We start from the raw sequence: 17060 nt of genomic DNA on the forward strand, positions 1-17060 counted from the left end.
TCGCATGTTCAAATCGTGTCATCCCGATCTCAAAAAAGACGGACTATCTTTTCATAGATAGTCCGTCTTTTTATTTATATTTTAAAGTATTCTAATCAATAATAAGTCATAACATCTTTTAATAAGGAATAGATATAGCTTTCATCCTGTTAGTGCTCAGGCGCAGCGCATTGTTGGTGCCTTAGGTTAATATTGCATAAACCCCAGTTCTTTCGGTCACAATAGGTTTAAAAAGTGATAGAAGGGGTTCATGTGAACACGTTTAACTTCAAAAAACAATTCAAGAGACGCTGGCGTCGGTGGAAACGAACATTGTGGATGACTGCAGCGTTGGTTGCCGTAGCCATACTGGCTTACAGTGGCTTGCCGATTTCTTCTTCGATCGAGCGTTTACTAACGACCAATTTCAGTGAGGCTGTATCTGTAATGGGACCTGCTACGAGTGAACAAAGGTCTGAGCAAGAAATTCAGACTTTGATGGAACAACTCGGGTCTGATCCGGACCGTTTAACGAGTGTTGTATTGGAGACGCAATATATCTGTGGGGTAGAAACGGAACAATTAGGTAAGATGGCAATTCCTCAATTGAAGATGCTGCTCGTTCAACATCCAGATTGGGATGCTCAGGTTGAATCGGCAGAAGTGTTACGGATTAAGCAACATGTGGATGATCTTTCTTCATTATGTAAAGAGCAGGCGTATATTAGCATCGATGCTGTGGGCAATCTCAACCTTTATGAAGGGCGACCTGAAGAAGAGAAAGTCATTCGTACTTTTTTTCAAATGGACGTAGGCACGTTGGAGACATCATTGCCTGAAGGTGTGTTGGAGCAATTGCAGCAGGGTATCCGTATTCAGGACAAGGATGAGTATGACAGTGTGATCTCGACGTTCAGCGATTATGCGGTGGATGAAGCCAATAAAGAAATCCGTAATGGCGGATAAAGAAACAGGCTGATCTGCATTGAATCTATTTGTTAACATCACGTAGAGAAGAAGCACCTGCTTAAAGTCTATTTACAGGTTATACAACATACGAAATGGATCGAAGGACATCGAAAGATGTCCTTTTTGTCGTTCCATGACCGAAACACCTAAATATGGGAGATAGCGATAGCAGGTTATTCACGAATTCAGGCGAGTATATGGAAGGACAAAGTTTTTCCTGCCGTAGGGTCTATCTTTTGTTATAATGAAATGAACGATACATATGTTCGCTTTTGTAAGGGAGAGATGGATTTGCGTTTTTTGGGAATTGACCCGGGGATTGCGATTGTCGGTTTTGGTTTTGTGGATAAAATCGGCAGTAAGGTAACACCTGTACAATACGGCTGTATTCAGACTGAAGCTCATACCCCTGAAGAGGAACGACTACTTCATGTATATGAGGGCATGGTACAGCTGATTGATAAATATAAACCGGACGCGGTTGCGCTGGAGAAACTTTTTTTCAATCGTAACGTCACAACAGCGATGTCTGTCAGTCAGGCGAGAGGTGTCATGGTACTGGCTGCTGCCCAGAAGGGGCTGCCTATTGCCGAGTATACTCCGATGCAGATTAAGCAGGCGATTGTTGGATACGGAAAAGCAGAGAAACGGCAAGTGCAGGAGATGGTCAAAATGTTTTTGCGTTTACAGGTGATTCCGAAGCCGGATGACGTAGCAGATGCTTTGGCTGTAGCGGTGTGTCATGCACACTCATATACATTAAATTCCAAGTTGAATGAGGTATTGCGAAAATGATTGATTTTCTAAGAGGACAGTTCGTACATCTGGAGAATGAATATATTGTGCTTGATGTGCATGGAGTCGGTTATCGTGTGTTCTGTCCGAATCCTTTTGCATTTGCGAAGCACGAAGGCGAAATTATGGTGTATACCCATCACCATGTACGTGAAGATGCGATGTTGCTGTTTGGTTTTGCTACTCGGGAGGAACAGAAGTTATTTCGCAAGCTGATCGAGGTATCAGGTATTGGACCCAAAGTTGCTCTGGGTATACTTGCTGGAGGTACACCGGATCATGTCGTGACTGCCATTTATCAAGAGAATCTGACGTTCCTGACCAAACTGCCGGGGATTGGTAAGAAAACAGCGCAGCGCATGATACTGGACCTTAAGGACAAGTTGGATGGTTTCGGTGCTGCCACGTATGCAACAGGTTTGTTTGCTCCTCCTTCGGAAGAAGCAGGAAGCGGCTCTGCCTGGGATGAGGCACGTGAAGGTCTTAAGGCGCTGGGTTATACCGAGAGTGAACTGGATAAAGTATGGCTCAAACTGAAGAAGGATGTTACTTCGGCCGATTCTGTTGATGTGTTGATGAAACGGGCACTGCAAATGCTGTTTACAGGATAATTAACTTTGCCTCTATAATAGAGCAGTAAGCCGCATAAAAAAGGTAGGGATGAACATGGATGACCGGATTATTTCCGCGAACCTGATGATGGAAGATCAAGCTGTGGAGCTGAGCCTTCGTCCCCGGTATTTGAATGAATATATCGGGCAGAATCAGGTCAAGGAGAATTTGAAAATATACATTGAAGCCGCCAAAATGCGTAATGAGGCGCTTGATCATGTGTTGTTATATGGGCCGCCTGGACTTGGTAAAACGACACTTGCCAATATCATTGCCAACGAATTGGGTGTTAACTTGCGAACAACATCGGGACCAGCAATTGAACGACCAGGTGATTTGGCTGCGTTGCTCACAAACCTGCAAGAAGGGGATGTCCTATTTATTGATGAGATTCATCGCCTTCATCGGACAGTAGAAGAAGTGATGTATCCTGCCATGGAAGACTTCGCGTTGGATATTATGATCGGAAAAGGCCCAAGTGCCCGCTCCGTTCGTCTTGATCTGCCATCGTTTACACTGATTGGTGCTACAACCCGCGCAGGCTTGCTGTCTGCGCCTCTCAGAGACCGATTTGGTGTTATTAGTCGGCTGGAATTCTACACGGTGGATGAGCTGGCCTATATCGTCTCACGAGCCTCAGAAATTCTAGGGGTGGAGATTGTTGGTAATGCTGCGGAAGAGATCGCACTGCGCTCTCGTGGGACGCCAAGGATTGCCAATCGACTGTTAAAAAGAGTGCGTGACTTTGCTCAGGTACGGGGTGATGGAATTATCACACAGGCACTGGCCGAAGAAGCGCTGCAGCGTCTTCAGATTGATCCGCGCGGTCTGGACGAGATCGATCACAAGATGCTCAAGTCAATGATTAACAGTTTCCGGGGGGGGCCAGTGGGTCTGGATACGATTGCCGCTACGATTGGTGAAGAGAGTCAGACTATTGAGGATGTTTACGAGCCCTATTTGCTGCAGATTGGCATGCTTCAACGTACACCGAGAGGCAGAATTGTAACGGATCTGGCCTATCATCATCTGGGTCTGCCAGTTCCACCGAGAGACGCCAAATAATTTGTGATTATATATCAATGAGATTCATCTCTATATACAACTTGGGACAAACATGGGGAGGAGACTGATCGTGAGGAAAGCAATGCAAACAAAGAAGTGGAGTCGGCGTTTGAAGGTGTTGGCCGCCGCTCTGTTGACGGTAGGGTGTCTGCAAGTGCCTGTTTATGCCGCTGAAAGTGATGGGCAGATGATCCGGGTAGCCATGTTTGCGAACCTGGGAAGCACGTATAAATCGACTACACCATTGATTACGCTTGAGTCGAGTGGGAAATGGAATATCGGTTCGGAAAGCGGAGCAAGTATAACTCTGCCAGCAGGACAAATCCGTTTCAGTGCGGATGGATTCCGCGTCAAAGTGTTGGAAACAGGGGATTTCAAAACGGCGGCAGCAGCTGCAAAATTGTTGCAGGCCACCAGCGATAAACCATTGTTGTTTACAACGTCTCTGAATGGTAAAACAACTTATCAGCTCTACACCGGTAACTATGCAACAGAAGCGTTGGCCGGACAAGCTGTAGCACGCGTACAAAAAGTGGCCGCAACCCAACTGGGTGGACAAAAACCAGCGGTGACGGGCAGCAAGCGCCTATCTGCAGGAGTTTACAGTTCGCTTCAAGAGGCAGAAGCAGCGCAAACGTCCTTTTCGTCGGCAGGAGTTAGTTCCTATACTGGGCTTCAACTGGATGGAGGAAGTCAAGGGTATACCGTATGGGTTGGCGAAGCCTCAACAGATGCTGAACTGGCAACATTAAAAAAGAGTGTGGAAGCCATTGTTCCAGGAGTAACCCTATCTCCGGTAAACAGTAATAGTGCTGCGCTTATCATCCGCCAGGATGCCGGGTTAAGTACGGATACACTTAAAACAGCCCCGCATTACACCATTGCCGGCAGTGAAGCCAGGGCATTTGTGCAAGGAGACGGCAGTGGAATCAAAGTGGTGGAACGTTCCGGGCGGACATATCGCGGTGACATGGAAATTAGCATTATAAGCGGCGATTTGGCTTTGGTTAATGTAGTTCCACTGGAGCAATATTTATACTCCGTTGTTGGTGCAGAAGTTTATTCATCCTGGCCAGCAGAAGCGCTGAAGGTACAGGCTGTTGCTGCACGCTCTTATGCGCTTCAACAGGGGGACCGTTTCAAAATTGCCAATGTCGTGGATACCACGCTCAGTCAGGCATACAACGGAATGGGTTCAGAGAATGATAAAGTCTCCAGCGCGGTTGATGCGACTGCAGGAGAAGTGGTTAAGAGCGGTGGTAAAATCGTCGAAGCTGTGTTCTCTTCCAATGCGGGTGGGCAGACAGCTGATCCTTCCGAAGTATGGAATGGAGGCGCGGGTGTGTTCAGTAACGTGGATAGTCCTGGAGATACATCGGCACAAGCAGGATTACAAACATGGTATCATGTGCTGTTGAGTACAGGAGTCAGTGGATATATCCGCGAGGATAATGTGAAAGAATTAGCGACCAAAACGGATGCAGGTTTAGCCAAAGTGACGGTTACTGCCCAAAATACCAATGTGCGTCCCGTTCCGTTAATTCAATCCAATGTTGAACCAGTAGCGAAGATAAATCCAGGCAATGAGGCTGTTGTTCTGGCCAAAGTGCCCCAATCCAATGATTATGCTTGGGTAAGAGGACCGTTCACGTCAGCCCAGTTGGTTAAATCTCTGCAGGGTAAAACGACTTCTTCTGTTCCATCTTCGATTTCAACGCTGGAAGTGACCAAACGTGGGCCATCAGGAAGAGCACTTGAAGTTACAGCTAACGGCCAGCCCATGACGGTAAAATATGCAGATACATACCGCTCCGCTTTAGGTGGATTACCGAGCACTTTATTTGATATTGCAGGGACCGGAAGTTATACTGTATTAGGCGCTGACGGCAAAACAGCAAGCAAAACCGGCTCACAGGGTGCTGCTGTATTATCTGCCTCTGGCACAGGAACTTCATCCAGTAATGCTCTTGTGGTTATGAATGGTGATGGTCAAGCCCGAGCTGTAACTCAAGGGCAAAGCTTCATGTTCATCGGTCAGGGCAACGGGCACGGATTAGGCTTGTCCCAATGGGGTGCCAAAGGCATGGCGGATGAAGGGTATGATTACCAGGCAATATTGAAACACTATTATCAAAATGCGACTATTGTTAAGGAATGAATCTAATATGAATGTGAACTTATATGATTTTGAATTACCGGAGCAACTGATTGCACAGACGCCACTGCTTGACCGCACGGCGTCCCGGTTGCTGACTTTGAATAAGGAGAGCGGTGAGGTTAACCATCATACGTTTCCTGATATTATCCACTTCCTTCAGCCTGGAGATACACTGGTGTTGAATGATACACGTGTTCTTCCGGCCCGGTTGTTCGGAACCAAAGAGGATACGGGAGCAAAGGCCGAAGTACTTCTGCTCAAAAACGTGGAGGGCGATCGCTGGGAAGCTCTGGTTAAACCAGGCAAGAAGCTGAAAGCCGGTTCAGTGATCGTTTTTAGCGACGAGCTCAGGGCTGTTATTGATGAAGAAGGTGAAATGGGAGCACGTTTGCTTACGTTCTCATATGATGGAATCTTTCAGGAGATTCTGGATCGTCTGGGTGAAATGCCTTTGCCTCCTTATATCAGAGAGACGCTGGATGACCGCGAAAGGTATCAAACGGTATATGCGAAACATGAAGGATCTGCCGCAGCACCGACAGCAGGATTGCATTTTACGGATGAACTGCTGAACCGGATTCGGGATAAAGGAGTTAATGTAGCTTTCATCACGCTTCACGTGGGACTCGGAACATTTCGGCCCATGTCGGTTGACATTGTTGAAGAGCATGTCATGCATGAGGAATACTACTCCTTGTCTCAAGAGACGGCGGATTTAATTAATGAAACGAAAAAACGTGGCAACCGTATATTTGCTGTAGGAACGACGAGTTGTCGAACACTTGAAACGGTGGGGAGCAAGTTTGAAGACGGGCAGTTGCAAGAGAGCAGCGGCTGGACCAAAATCTTTATCTATCCGGGATATACGTTCAAGGTGATCGACGGAATGCTTACGAATTTTCATCTCCCCAAATCCACGTTGGTTATGCTGGTCAGTGCACTTGCGGGCAGAGAACAAATTATGCATGCATATGAGGAAGCGATTAAAGAACAATACCGTTTCTTTAGCTTTGGCGATGCAATGTTGATTTATTAATATGTGAAGGTATTACGATTAATTTTTAGAGGATGATTAAAACCAATGGCAGCAATTACGTATGAACATATCAAAACCTGTAAACAATCCGGAGCCCGTTTGGGACGTGTACATACACCTCACGGTATTATTGAGACACCAACCTTCATGCCTGTAGGAACACAGGCGACGGTGAAGACGATGAGTCCAGAAGAGCTTAAAGAGATGGATGCTCAGATTATTCTGAGCAATACCTATCACCTTTTCCTGAGACCGGGACATGAAATCATTCGTCAGGCTGGTGGCCTGCACAAGTTCATGAACTGGGATCGCCCAATTCTGACTGATAGCGGTGGGTTCCAAGTGTTTTCTCTGAGTGAGATGCGCAAAATTACGGAGGAAGGCGTTAACTTCCGCTCCCATCTGAATGGAGACAAAAAGTTTCTTTCACCTGAAGTTGCCATGGAAATTCAGAATGCACTGGGCTCCGATATTATGATGGCATTTGATGAGTGTCCGCCGTATCCGGCTGAATATGAATATGTGAAGAAATCACTTGAAAGAACGAGCCGTTGGGCAGAACGTTGTCTGGAAAGTCATGCTCGTCCAAATGATCAAGGGCTGTTCGCCATCGTACAGGGGGGCATGCACGAAGATCTTCGCCGCCAAAGCGCAGCAGATTTGACTTCCATGGATTTCCCGGGTTATGCTATTGGTGGACTGAGTGTTGGAGAACCGAAACATTTAATGTATGGCGTATTGGATTACACACTTCCTTTGTTGCCTTCCAATAAACCACGCTATTTAATGGGTGTAGGTTCACCCGATGCATTGATTGAGGGATCGATTCGCGGAGTGGACATGTTCGATTGTGTTCTGCCTACCCGAATTGCCCGTAACGGAACAACGATGACCAGCGAAGGACGTCTGGTAGTTCGCAATGCCAAGTTTGCAACCGATTTTGGTCCACTGGATCCTGAATGTGATTGCTATACTTGTCGTAACTATTCAAGAGCCTATTTGCGTCATTTAATCAAAGCGGATGAAACGTTTGGCTTGCGTTTGACGACCATCCACAATCTTCATTTCTTGCAGAATTTGATGCGCAATGTGCGTAAAGCCATAATGGAAGATCGTTTGCTTGATTTCCGGGATGAATTTTTCGATCAATATGGTCTTCATGACAATGACAAAGGTTTCTAATCAGGTTTTGCGGAACCGGAGAAACACGTATTATCTGTACGTATAGTTGATAAGGGGGAGTTTGAATGTTCCAAGGATTAACAGCAACAACGGGAAATGCAGGCGGTGGAATTGTATCTTTGATTGTACCTCTGGTACTCATGGTTGCGATTTTTTACTTCTTGATGATTCGTCCACAGAACAAAAAACAAAAGCAACGTAATTCCATGTTAGGTCAATTGAAAAAAGGCGATAAAATTGTTACAATTGGTGGTCTTCACGGAACGATTGCTGAAATCACGGATGATGTGGTTGTATTGCGTGTAAACGATGTAACTAAACTGACATTCGATCGTAATGCGATCAGCAGTGCAGTTGCCCGTGAAACGACGGCTGAATAAATCATAGATGTTCAATAAGCCTGTTAGGCTATGAGTACGTTTGCAGCGTATTCTTCATTGTCAGAGAACTGGATCTCCTTGGAGACCCGGTTCTCTTTTTCTTTTTTCAAGTAACCGTCATACCCCGATTATTTTCTATGATCTTCGTGTGTTGACTCCAAATATACCGCCTAGTGCAGAAATCAGGAAAGCACTTGCAAGTTGCAGACTGTCTTTCCAATTGAATGAGGCGTCGAGTGCCAGAAATCCAATTAGCAATACAATTAGTCCGTAGACGATTCCGGTAATACCTCCGTGGTACCAGCCTCTCTCACCTGACCTTTTGCCAGATACAAATCCACCGACCAGCAAGGACAAGCCATGTACAACGTACGTATACAGGGAAAGATCCTGTTCCCGCATTCCGGTCATCCAGAGAAAGAAGGATAGAATCAGTGCGCCTAACATCATCCACACAAAGGCATGACAGAGGCCCGAAAGAATCGGGTTAGACATTCGAAATGAAACCATTCGGCGAATCAACTGCATGAAGCAACCCCCTTGTACAAGTATGAAATTAATACAGTGTATGGTCAAGCCTTCCGACTTATGAACTGAATTTTCCATTAAATGAACGGTTTATATTTGCATGAGCATGTAAGCTTCAGGCCAAAATAGGGATTACGCTTCAGGTACCTGTATAAAATCCAGATCCGAAGGAGGAACCCTGTTGTGAACTTTGCAGATGTCGGAGCACATGTCTTTCGAACCATACTGATGTATTTTATTGTATACGGTGCAATCAGACTGATGGGAAAACGAGAAATTGGGAAGCTGTCCATGTTCGATCTGGTCGTATCCATTATGCTTGCAGAGATAGCGGCATTTGTGATTGAGGATATCGACAAACCACTATTCCATGGCATTGTGCCCATGCTGACAGTACTTGTCGTGCAGATTGTCATGGCTTTTCTCAGTCTCAAGAGCCGTAAGTTACGGCTAATGATTGATGGAAAACCCACTGTGTTGATATCTAAAGGAACATTGCATCGGGATGAGATGCGCAAGCAGCGGTATAACCTGGATGACCTTCTGCTTCAGTTGCGTGAACAGAATATCGACAGCATTGGTGAAGTGGAATTTGCCATTTTGGAGACGACAGGCAAGTTAACCGTTTTTCCCAAAAATCAGTCCTCCTCCAGTGGCAATAATGCCTCTGGCAAGGATGGAACTATAAATAGCATTCAAAAAGCGAGGAAAGAAAAGGTTGACGGATTCCAAAATATCAAATATGAAGGGCTGCCCCTGCCCCTGATCATGGATGGTAAAGTGCAAGACCAGAATCTTGAGCTGATTCAGAAAACACGGTTTTGGCTTAAAAATCAGATGCAGGGGAAGGGAATTCTTGATTTCAAAGATGTATTTTTATGTTCCATCGACCATAACGGAAAGGTATACGTAAGTTTGAAAGATGAAAAGTGAATTTATTTACGGGAACGGCGTTTAAACCAGGAACCGATAATGGGAGCACGGGAAAGATCGTGAAAATCTATCATTTTGGTCCAGCCCATAACAATGAAATAAACGATCAAACCAACAAGGGGTGCTAGAAGCATTCTGAGCCAAAAAGGAAGCAGGGTCGCAGTCTGCTCGTAAATCAACAGAGTGGCGGCGCCCATAATGACCATACCAAAGGCTGTTTTAACCCAATCCATCATTTTGAAACGGAACTGTAACAGGCTACGCACACTTCTAGCATGTAAAAGAGTAACGACCGTTGAATTTACACAAATGGCAATCACTGCTCCAAAAATACCGTATTCCGGCCGGGAGGCGAGTACCAAAATCAATGTAATTTTGATGACAGCACCAATAAACGTATTAAGCAGTGCTTTCCCCGGACGATCAAGTGCCTGAAGAGCGGCTTGAAGAGGAGCTTGAATGTAGATAAATAAAGCAAAAGGAGCCATGAGCTTGAGCATGCTTCCAATCGATGCATCATTATACAGGACGAGACACATCGGTTCGGCAAGCACATACATAAAAACAGAAAATGGAGCACCCGTTACAAGTGCTAGCCGCAAAGCCTGATGCATCCGTTTATGAATGAGCGCACGGTCACCTTGAGCCGAGGCCTCAGACAATGAAGGAACAAGTGATGTGGCTAAGGAGGATGTTAGTGCTCCCGGCAGTAGAAGTAGCGGTATAATCATGCCTTGTAATGCACCATACTGGGCCGTGGCGAGCCCTTTGGAGATACCTGCAATAGCTAGACTCTGTGCGGTTACAATTGTCTCAGCGAGATAGGATAGGGAACCAACTAACCTCCCGGCAGTTACCGGTACGGAAATCGCGAGTAAACGACGAAGAAGTCCAGGCTCTGATCCGGTTGAGTTCTTTAAGACTGCAGGTTTGGCTTCGATTGGAGATTTGAGCATGGGCTGATGTTGATCGAGATATTTCTTCTGTCTGGCATAGTTCCACAATAATACGAGCATACCGAAGAATTCACCGACAAGAGCTCCCAGCATGGCTCCTGCTGCAGCTTGGGCAATTCCTTTGGGCAAGAGGAGCCAGGAAAACCAGATCACACAGATAATGCGAATGACCGTTTCAACGATCGACGAAACAGCTGTAGGCATCATGTTTTGCTTTCCCTGGAAATAACCTCTGTAGACTGCAGATACGGCGATAATGGCAATCATAGGGCTCATGCTGACAAATGTGTGGTAGACCCTCTCATCGGTCAGAACATACCGGGTGACCCATGGAGCGAAAATAATGCACAAAAACATAAACACAACACCAAGGGTCAGTGTGAAGCTCAGGCTGATTTGCAGAATCCGTTGGGGTGAATAACGGTTGGCACCTGTATCCGCTTCGGCTACGAGCTTGGCTACGGCCAATGGAATACCACCAGTGATCAATGTGACGAGTACGATGAAAAAGGGATAGCTCAGTTGGTAGATGCCAACACCTTCTGCACCGATGACCCGTGGCAGCACAATGCGCGGGATGAACCCGAGAATCCGATTAATAATGCCTGCGGCGAGCAGGATCATGGCTCCCTGGATAAATGTCTGTTTCTTCAAGACTACCCCTCTTTCCCGGTTGGAGTGCAGATTTTCATAAACGGGACAAATCCCTCGTTCTTCATCCTATGCCAGTCCAATATCTTCTCATGACAACTTGGACACGATTAACAAAAAGATCCATCGCCAGCAAGGAGGAATATGATCAGGTAAAGTCGAATGATGTAATATTGATGCCGCATAAAGGCTTGGATGTATGAAGGGAGGCTCCCCGTTGGAGGAAATGAATGATGTGGAGTTGGAACAGTCTATAGAGATGCTCTGCCGCAGCAAAGCAGAGGAATTAAGGCTTGTCGGTTACGAATATGTCACCAGCAAAGATGTCTGGAATTGCGTCAGTCATAAATATGAAAAGCAGGGCATTCCACCGCTTCACCAACTGGTGAACGACATATTGTCACTGAAAGCAACAAGCTTTATGAACTTTATGACCGTGTCTGCATACCGGGGGTCCTCTTTCTAAACGAAAGGGATCTTTTTTGTTGGAAATTGACTGCTTTTTACGGCATCGCTATAATAGGAATATTGAGAACGAAAGGGGATCTAGGAACGGCATGAAAAGAATCGTCAGTTTCATTTTGGTCGTGCTTGTGACCGCAGGAGTAATGTTGGGCACAAGTCCAGGGCTGCTCAAAAATATACGCTTGGGCCTTGATTTAAAAGGAGGCTACGAGATCTTATATGAAGCAGAGCCGCTGGAACAAGGACAACAAGTCACTAAAGCATCTTTGGTGCAAACAGCAAAAAGTTTGGAGAGCCGTGCCAATGCGCTCGGAACAAGCGAGCCGGAAGTAACAACTGAAGGAACAAACCGGATCCGCTTGAAGCTGGCCGGGGTTACCGATGAGGCTGAAGTCAGATCCAAAATGAAAGAACCTGCTGTTCTGACCTTCCGGAGTAAAGCTCCGAATGACAAGGAAGGAGAATACTCCAAGATCGAGCTTCGCGGAAATGATTTTGTCGAGAATGGGGCCAAGGTTGTTTTTACAAGTTTGAATGAGCCGATGATCGACATTAAAGTGAAGGATAAAGCCAAATTTTCTGAAATTACTAAACGTTTGGTTGGACAACTTCTTGCCATCTATTTGGATGATCAGTTGCTTTCAGCACCAGAAGTTAAACAGCAGTTGAGTGACGGCTCAGCACAAATCACGGGTAACTACTCACGTGAGGAAGCCAATCAGCTTCGTGATACTATTAATTTGGGCGCGTTGCCGTTGAAACTGACAGAGAAGTACTCTCAAAGCGTTGGTGCAACGCTTGGTAAGCTATCTCTGGACCAGACGATAAAAGCGGGATTAATTGGTTCCGTAATTATCTTGGTGTTCATGATTGGTTTGTACCGTATTCCGGGGATTATTGCGAGCTTTTCCTTGATCACACATACGTGGCTGGTACTTGCAATCTTCTATATGGGGGAATTCGTACTTACCCTTCCAGGGATCGCGGCATTTATCCTGGGTATAGGGATGGCCGTGGATGCCAACATCATCACGTACGAGCGGATCAAGGAAGAAATGCGTAGTGGCAAGTCGATATTGTCTTCGGTTAGAGCTGGTGGTAAGAGTTCATTCCGTACCATCATTGACTCCAACATAACGACGATCATTGCTGCTTCAGTGATGTTCTTCATGGGTACAGGTGCGGTTAAAGGTTTCGCATTGGTACTGATTTTTGATATCGTAACCAGTATTATCACGAATATTTTCTTCTCCCGCTTCCTGTTGACCCTGCTTGTGCGGGCTAACGTGTTGAAGAAGCCTAAGTACTTCGGAGTGAAGGAGAGTGAAATTCGTGCGCTTTAATTGGAATTTTGATTATGTTAAAGGTAGTAAAATTGCCTATGCCTTTTCCATCATTTTGACGATTGCAGGTATTATCAGCATTTTGGCCTTGGGATTGAATTATGCGGTAGATTTCCGCTCAGGTTCAAATGTGGATATTACGGTATCTAAAGCGATCACTACGGAACAAATTAAGCCCATTGTTAGTGACCTGGGTATTGACACAAAGGATGTTCATATTACAACTGGTGCTGATCGGGTTAACGTTCGTTTCTCGAACGTACTGGATGAGAATCAGGAAAGCAAGTTTAAGCAAGAGTTCACCAAGCTGGATTCAACTGCTTCTTATGAAGTCAACACGGTAGACCCGGAGATGGCAAAGGAGCTTGAACGCAATGCCATATACGCGGTTCTCATCGCAAGTATCGGGATTATGATCTATGTAGCCATCCGATTTGAATGGCGGTTTGGTTTGGCTGCTGTAATTGCGCTCTTCCATGACGCATTTGTAGTTATTAGTGTGTTCTCGATCTTCCGACTGGAAGTGAATCTGACCTTCATTACGGCTGTACTGACCATTGTCGGGTTCTCGATCAATGATACAATCGTTATCTTCGACCGAATTCGAGAGAATATGCGTTTTGCTAAAAAGACTACAAAAGCCGATTTGCGTGAAGTAGTCAACCGCAGTTTGGCGCAAACCATGACACGTTCCCTGAATACAACATTCACCGTGTTTATCGCTTCGCTATGCTTGTTTATCTTTGGTGGAGAATCCATTCGCATGTTCTCACTTGCTATGGTCATCGGAACATTGTTCGGTGCATATTCTTCTATTTACATCGCCGCTCCATTGTGGCTGGTGCTCAAAGGTAAACAAAAAGAGAAACCTAAAGCAGCTGTCAAAGCATCCAACTAAACATTGTATTGTCAAGCCGCGTCTGCCAGGCGCGGTTTTGCAACTTTAGGTAGAGTATTAAGGGGGGCATCGCCATGACCAGAGAACGTTTCCCTTCTGTTCACGCTGCCACGTGGAGCGGGATCGCCGGGAATTTGACACTCGCAGTAATCAAGGCTGGGTTCGGTTATATGGCAAACAGCAAATCGTTGCTTGCAGACGGCCTGCACTCTGCTTCAGAAGCTGCTTCTTCATTGTCCGGCCTCTTTCCCTCGAAGTCTGTACAAACAAAAAGAAAGGCTCGTAGGGAGCGGTCAAAGGAACATTCACGTATCGCGAGACCAGGAATTTCGGTATTATTGTCTGTGCTTATTCTTATGGGAGGCTTGCAGATTGCTATCTCCGCTTTGGGTAGTCTGTCTGGAGATGAACCAGAATCACTTGAAAAGTATACCCATGCACTTGTGGTGGCTTTTGCAGCACTGGCTGTGAAAGAAGCAATCTTTCAATATCAATACCGATATTTCCGTAAACGAAATCAATCGCAGGCTCTGGCGTACGCACAGCAACATCGTCGGGCACTCTACTGTTCACTTATCGTCTTGGTCGGCATTGTAGGATCCATGACAGGAGAAACGACGGGGTGGAGTATTCTTCGATATATGGACCCCGCAGCTGCATTGATAGCTTCCTGTTTTGTGCTTCATAAAGGGTACAGAATGATTGTGGATACCGTATATGGTTCACTTGTTCAGGAATTGGAACAGGAAGAAGCACTTGACTTCAAAGAGACGGTGCAGCGTGTATATGGCATTATTACGATTGAACATCTGGTAGCACGTGAACAGGAACATGATGTTACGATTGAACTGGTCATTAGTGTGAACCCCAGAATTTCCGTGCTTGAGGCACAGGAGATTGCAAATCGGGCGAAGACACTTCTCTTAACTCGTTTCAGTCATGTTAAAGAAGTACAGATCCAGGCTGTACCTTATGATCCCGGATATCCTTATAAATCCAATCATGAACTGCCAGATCCTGAAGCGACATTAATTCAGTAATGAAGCTTGGTCCAGTAGATCAGGAAAGGAGCGTTATCATTGCTTTATTCGCAATACCGGTGGAACACACCGAATATCGATCTGGAGGCGGCTGCGGGACTCTCGCAGGCGCTTTCCGTTTCATCACTTGTTGGACGTTTGCTGGTTAGTCGGGGGGTTCATAATGAATCAGAGGCAGAACGATTTCTGCATCCTGATCTGAATCAGATGCATGATCCGTATCTGCTTCTAGGCATGAAAGAAGCTGTGCCCCGAATCCAGCAGGCCATTGAGCGCGAAGAACATATTTTAATATATGGGGACTACGATGCGGACGGAGTATCCAGTACATCCCTGATGATCCATTTGATGCGTTATCTCGGGGCTTCCTACGATATCTATATTCCTCATCGTTCCAATGAAGGATACGGGTTACACAATCATGCCTTGGATTGGGCTCATCAACAAGGAGTCACGCTGGTGATCACGGTAGATACTGGAATCAGTGCGGTTGAGCAGATTGCTTATGCTGCAACCCTGGGAATGGAAGTCATTGTGACGGATCACCATGAACCACCTGAGGTTTTGCCTGAGGCTTATACGCTCATTAATCCCAAGCTCCCAGACTGTCCTTATCCTTTTAAAGGGTTAGCCGGTGCGGGTGTAGCGTTGAAGCTGGCTCAAGCATTAATCGGAGAAGTGCCTGGAGAATGGATGGAAATTGCCGCTATTGGTACGGTTGCCGATTTGATGCCTCTGGAAGGCGAGAACCGGGTTATCGTAAGTTATGGCATTGAATCCATGCGTGGTACGCGTCTGCCTGGTGTAAGTGCTCTGCTTGAAATTAGTGGTGTGGATCAAAGTCAGGTCACCTCAATTAATATTGCCTTTGCAATGGCGCCGCGTATTAATGCAAGCGGACGTCTGGATCATGCCGGCAGAGCCGTATCACTGCTTACAACCGAGGATCTGGATGAGGCACACACCCTGGCAGGCCAACTCGACTTGCTGAATCGTGAAAGGCAACAGGTTGTTGAGGGCATACTTCTGGAAGCGACAGCCCAGTTAGAGCAGAAAATTCAGCTTAACTCCGGAGCAGTGCCGGATGTCATCGTTTTGGCAGGAGAAGGTTGGAATGTTGGAGTGGTAGGTATCGTAGCTTCCAAGTTACTTGAACGGTACTATCGGCCAACGCTTATCCTGGGTATCGACCCGGAGAGTGGCGCTTGTAAAGGCTCAGCACGCTCAATAGAGGGGCTGGACATCTATGAGGCATTAACGGCTTGCAAACACACGATGGACCATTATGGTGGTCACCCGGCTGCAGCAGGCATGAGCCTTCATCGTGATCAGCTTGAAGAGCTGGAAGCCGGACTGAATGAGTTTGCGGCATCCGTGCTGACCGAAGAGGACTTTGTCCCCCATCGTCTTGCAGATGACGAATGCAGAATCAGTGATGTGCCACTGCAGGTCATTCAAGAGATCGACAGACTCCAGCCATTTGGTATGAGTAATCCTTCTCCTCGTTTTGTATTGCGCCATGTGACTGTAAAAGAAACACGGACGATGGGACGCGAAAAACGTCATCTGAAGTTGGTTTTGGAGCAGGATGGGCAGCAGCTGGAGACGGTCGCTTTTGGCAAGGGAGCATTAGCTGAGTTTCTGCCTCCAGGCTCCATCATTGATGTTATGGGCGAATTGTCCGTTAATGAGTGGAACGGGATGAGGAAACCACAATTGATGCTTCAGGACATTCAAGTCCCACATGCGCAGGTATTTGATTTGCGAGGCAGTACGGAGCCTGTGAACGCGATGAAGCAGTTCCTGAGTTCGCTTGAAATACATTTACGATATAAGTCAGGCTCTATTGGTGCCATTGTTCGGAAAGAAACGGATGTTTCCGAGGGAAATTCATTGTATGAACCGTGCCTTTGGGTATATGATAGAAAGGTCGGGTTGTTTCCGTGCAATGCTGCCGCGCAGCATTATGGGCAGGAACAGGTTCGGACGTTATTTGTGTTTGATACGCCGGAAACCCCGGAACAACTTGATGCAATGCTGGCCTTATTCAGCGGAGTAGAGAATATCATC

16 protein-coding genes are annotated in these 17060 nt (G+C 46.3%); 14 read left to right on the plus strand and 2 right to left on the minus strand.

The window, feature by feature from the left end; genetic code table 11:
* The first annotated feature begins 252 nt into the window (after window positions 1–252).
* The 8 genes from AMS66_RS01230 (at window position 253) to yajC (ending at window position 8176) form a co-directional block, all read left to right on the plus strand.
* Entirely contained in the window at window positions 253–945 is a 693-nt protein-coding gene (locus AMS66_RS01230) for a BofC C-terminal domain-containing protein (protein ID WP_053779096.1), read from the plus strand.
* Window positions 946–1239: 294 nt separating this feature from the next.
* Window positions 1240–1743 (plus strand): crossover junction endodeoxyribonuclease RuvC, encoded by a 504-nt coding sequence (gene ruvC, locus AMS66_RS01235; RefSeq protein WP_053779097.1) that lies wholly within the window; start codon window positions 1240–1242, stop codon window positions 1741–1743.
* Window positions 1740–2354 (plus strand): Holliday junction branch migration protein RuvA, encoded by a 615-nt coding sequence (gene ruvA, locus AMS66_RS01240; protein WP_053779098.1) that lies wholly within the window; start codon window positions 1740–1742, stop codon window positions 2352–2354. Before ruvC ends, ruvA begins: the two co-directional genes overlap by 4 nt.
* A 55-nt stretch (window positions 2355–2409) precedes the next feature.
* Window positions 2410–3420, plus strand: a complete 1011-nt coding sequence (gene ruvB, locus AMS66_RS01245) for a Holliday junction branch migration DNA helicase RuvB (RefSeq protein ID WP_053779099.1) — start codon at window positions 2410–2412, stop codon at window positions 3418–3420.
* Between the two features lie 70 nt (window positions 3421–3490).
* Window positions 3491–5578, plus strand: a complete 2088-nt coding sequence (locus AMS66_RS01250; RefSeq protein ID WP_236703067.1) for a SpoIID/LytB domain-containing protein — start codon at window positions 3491–3493, stop codon at window positions 5576–5578.
* Between the two features lie 7 nt (window positions 5579–5585).
* Window positions 5586–6614, plus strand: a complete 1029-nt coding sequence (gene queA, locus AMS66_RS01255; RefSeq protein WP_053779100.1) for a tRNA preQ1(34) S-adenosylmethionine ribosyltransferase-isomerase QueA — start codon at window positions 5586–5588, stop codon at window positions 6612–6614.
* Window positions 6615–6659: 45 nt separating this feature from the next.
* The gene (tgt, locus tag AMS66_RS01260) at window positions 6660–7796 is read left to right on the plus strand and encodes a tRNA guanosine(34) transglycosylase Tgt (RefSeq protein WP_053779101.1); all 1137 of its coding nucleotides are present in this window, start codon (window positions 6660–6662) and stop codon (window positions 7794–7796) included.
* Between the two features lie 65 nt (window positions 7797–7861).
* Window positions 7862–8176: a preprotein translocase subunit YajC gene (yajC, locus tag AMS66_RS01265; protein WP_053779102.1), complete on the plus strand. Its 315-nt coding sequence runs from the start codon at window positions 7862–7864 to the stop codon at window positions 8174–8176.
* Window positions 8177–8311: 135 nt separating this feature from the next.
* Here yajC and AMS66_RS01270 read toward each other — a convergent pair whose 3' ends face one another.
* Window positions 8312–8704 carry a TIGR04086 family membrane protein gene (locus AMS66_RS01270; protein WP_053779103.1) on the minus strand — a complete coding sequence of 131 codons (393 nt, stop codon included), beginning with the start codon at window positions 8702–8704 and terminating at the stop codon, window positions 8312–8314.
* A gap of 228 nt (window positions 8705–8932) precedes the next feature.
* Here AMS66_RS01270 and AMS66_RS01275 point away from each other — a divergent pair, with 228 nt between their 5' ends.
* A complete protein-coding gene (locus AMS66_RS01275; protein ID WP_053779182.1) occupies window positions 8933–9637 on the plus strand; it encodes a DUF421 domain-containing protein in 705 nt (234 codons plus the stop codon).
* 2 nt (window positions 9638–9639) lie between these two features.
* Here the strand turns inward: AMS66_RS01275 and spoVB are convergent, their stop codons facing one another.
* The gene (gene spoVB, locus AMS66_RS01280; RefSeq protein WP_053779104.1) at window positions 9640–11247 is read right to left on the minus strand and encodes a stage V sporulation protein B; all 1608 of its coding nucleotides are present in this window, start codon (window positions 11245–11247) and stop codon (window positions 9640–9642) included.
* A 223-nt stretch (window positions 11248–11470) separates the two neighbouring features.
* Between spoVB and AMS66_RS01285 the strand changes: the two genes are divergently transcribed.
* From AMS66_RS01285 to recJ, 5 genes are all read left to right on the plus strand, one after another.
* On the plus strand, window positions 11471–11710 hold the full coding sequence (locus tag AMS66_RS01285; RefSeq protein ID WP_036617497.1) for a post-transcriptional regulator: 240 nt from the start codon (window positions 11471–11473) through the stop codon (window positions 11708–11710).
* A gap of 91 nt (window positions 11711–11801) precedes the next feature.
* A complete protein-coding gene (gene secD / locus AMS66_RS01290; protein WP_053779106.1) occupies window positions 11802–13052 on the plus strand; it encodes a protein translocase subunit SecD in 1251 nt (416 codons plus the stop codon).
* Window positions 13042–13950, plus strand: a complete 909-nt coding sequence (gene secF / locus AMS66_RS01295; protein WP_053779107.1) for a protein translocase subunit SecF — start codon at window positions 13042–13044, stop codon at window positions 13948–13950. Before secD ends, secF begins: the two co-directional genes overlap by 11 nt.
* Before the next feature lie 74 nt (window positions 13951–14024).
* Window positions 14025–14990 carry a cation diffusion facilitator family transporter gene (locus AMS66_RS01300; protein ID WP_053779108.1) on the plus strand — a complete coding sequence of 322 codons (966 nt, stop codon included), beginning with the start codon at window positions 14025–14027 and terminating at the stop codon, window positions 14988–14990.
* A 39-nt stretch (window positions 14991–15029) separates the two neighbouring features.
* A partial coding sequence (gene recJ / locus AMS66_RS01305; RefSeq protein ID WP_236703069.1) for a single-stranded-DNA-specific exonuclease RecJ occupies window positions 15030–17060 on the plus strand: 2031 nt, incomplete at its 3' end.

Origin of the sequence: Paenibacillus xylanivorans, assembly GCF_001280595.1 — a bacterium.
Lineage (GTDB): Bacteria > Bacillota > Bacilli > Paenibacillales > Paenibacillaceae > Paenibacillus > Paenibacillus xylanivorans.

Bases quoted from the DNA above. Each gene is read 5' to 3' on its own strand.
- AMS66_RS01275 (WP_053779182.1), top strand. From the start codon at position 8,933: ATGTATTTTATTGTATACGGTGCAATCAGACTGATGGGAAAACGAGAA.
- secD (WP_053779106.1), top strand. From the start codon at position 11,802: ATGAAAAGAATCGTCAGTTTCATTTTGGTCGTGCTTGTGACCGCAGGA.
- ruvB (WP_053779099.1), top strand. From the start codon at position 2,410: ATGGATGACCGGATTATTTCCGCGAACCTGATGATGGAAGATCAAGCT.
- yajC (WP_053779102.1), top strand. From the start codon at position 7,862: ATGTTCCAAGGATTAACAGCAACAACGGGAAATGCAGGCGGTGGAATT.
- AMS66_RS01270 (WP_053779103.1), bottom strand. From the start codon at position 8,704: ATGCAGTTGATTCGCCGAATGGTTTCATTTCGAATGTCTAACCCGATT.
- tgt (WP_053779101.1), top strand. From the start codon at position 6,660: ATGGCAGCAATTACGTATGAACATATCAAAACCTGTAAACAATCCGGA.
- AMS66_RS01300 (WP_053779108.1), top strand. From the start codon at position 14,025: ATGACCAGAGAACGTTTCCCTTCTGTTCACGCTGCCACGTGGAGCGGG.
- AMS66_RS01285 (WP_036617497.1), top strand. From the start codon at position 11,471: ATGAATGATGTGGAGTTGGAACAGTCTATAGAGATGCTCTGCCGCAGC.
- ruvA (WP_053779098.1), top strand. From the start codon at position 1,740: ATGATTGATTTTCTAAGAGGACAGTTCGTACATCTGGAGAATGAATAT.
- queA (WP_053779100.1), top strand. From the start codon at position 5,586: ATGAATGTGAACTTATATGATTTTGAATTACCGGAGCAACTGATTGCA.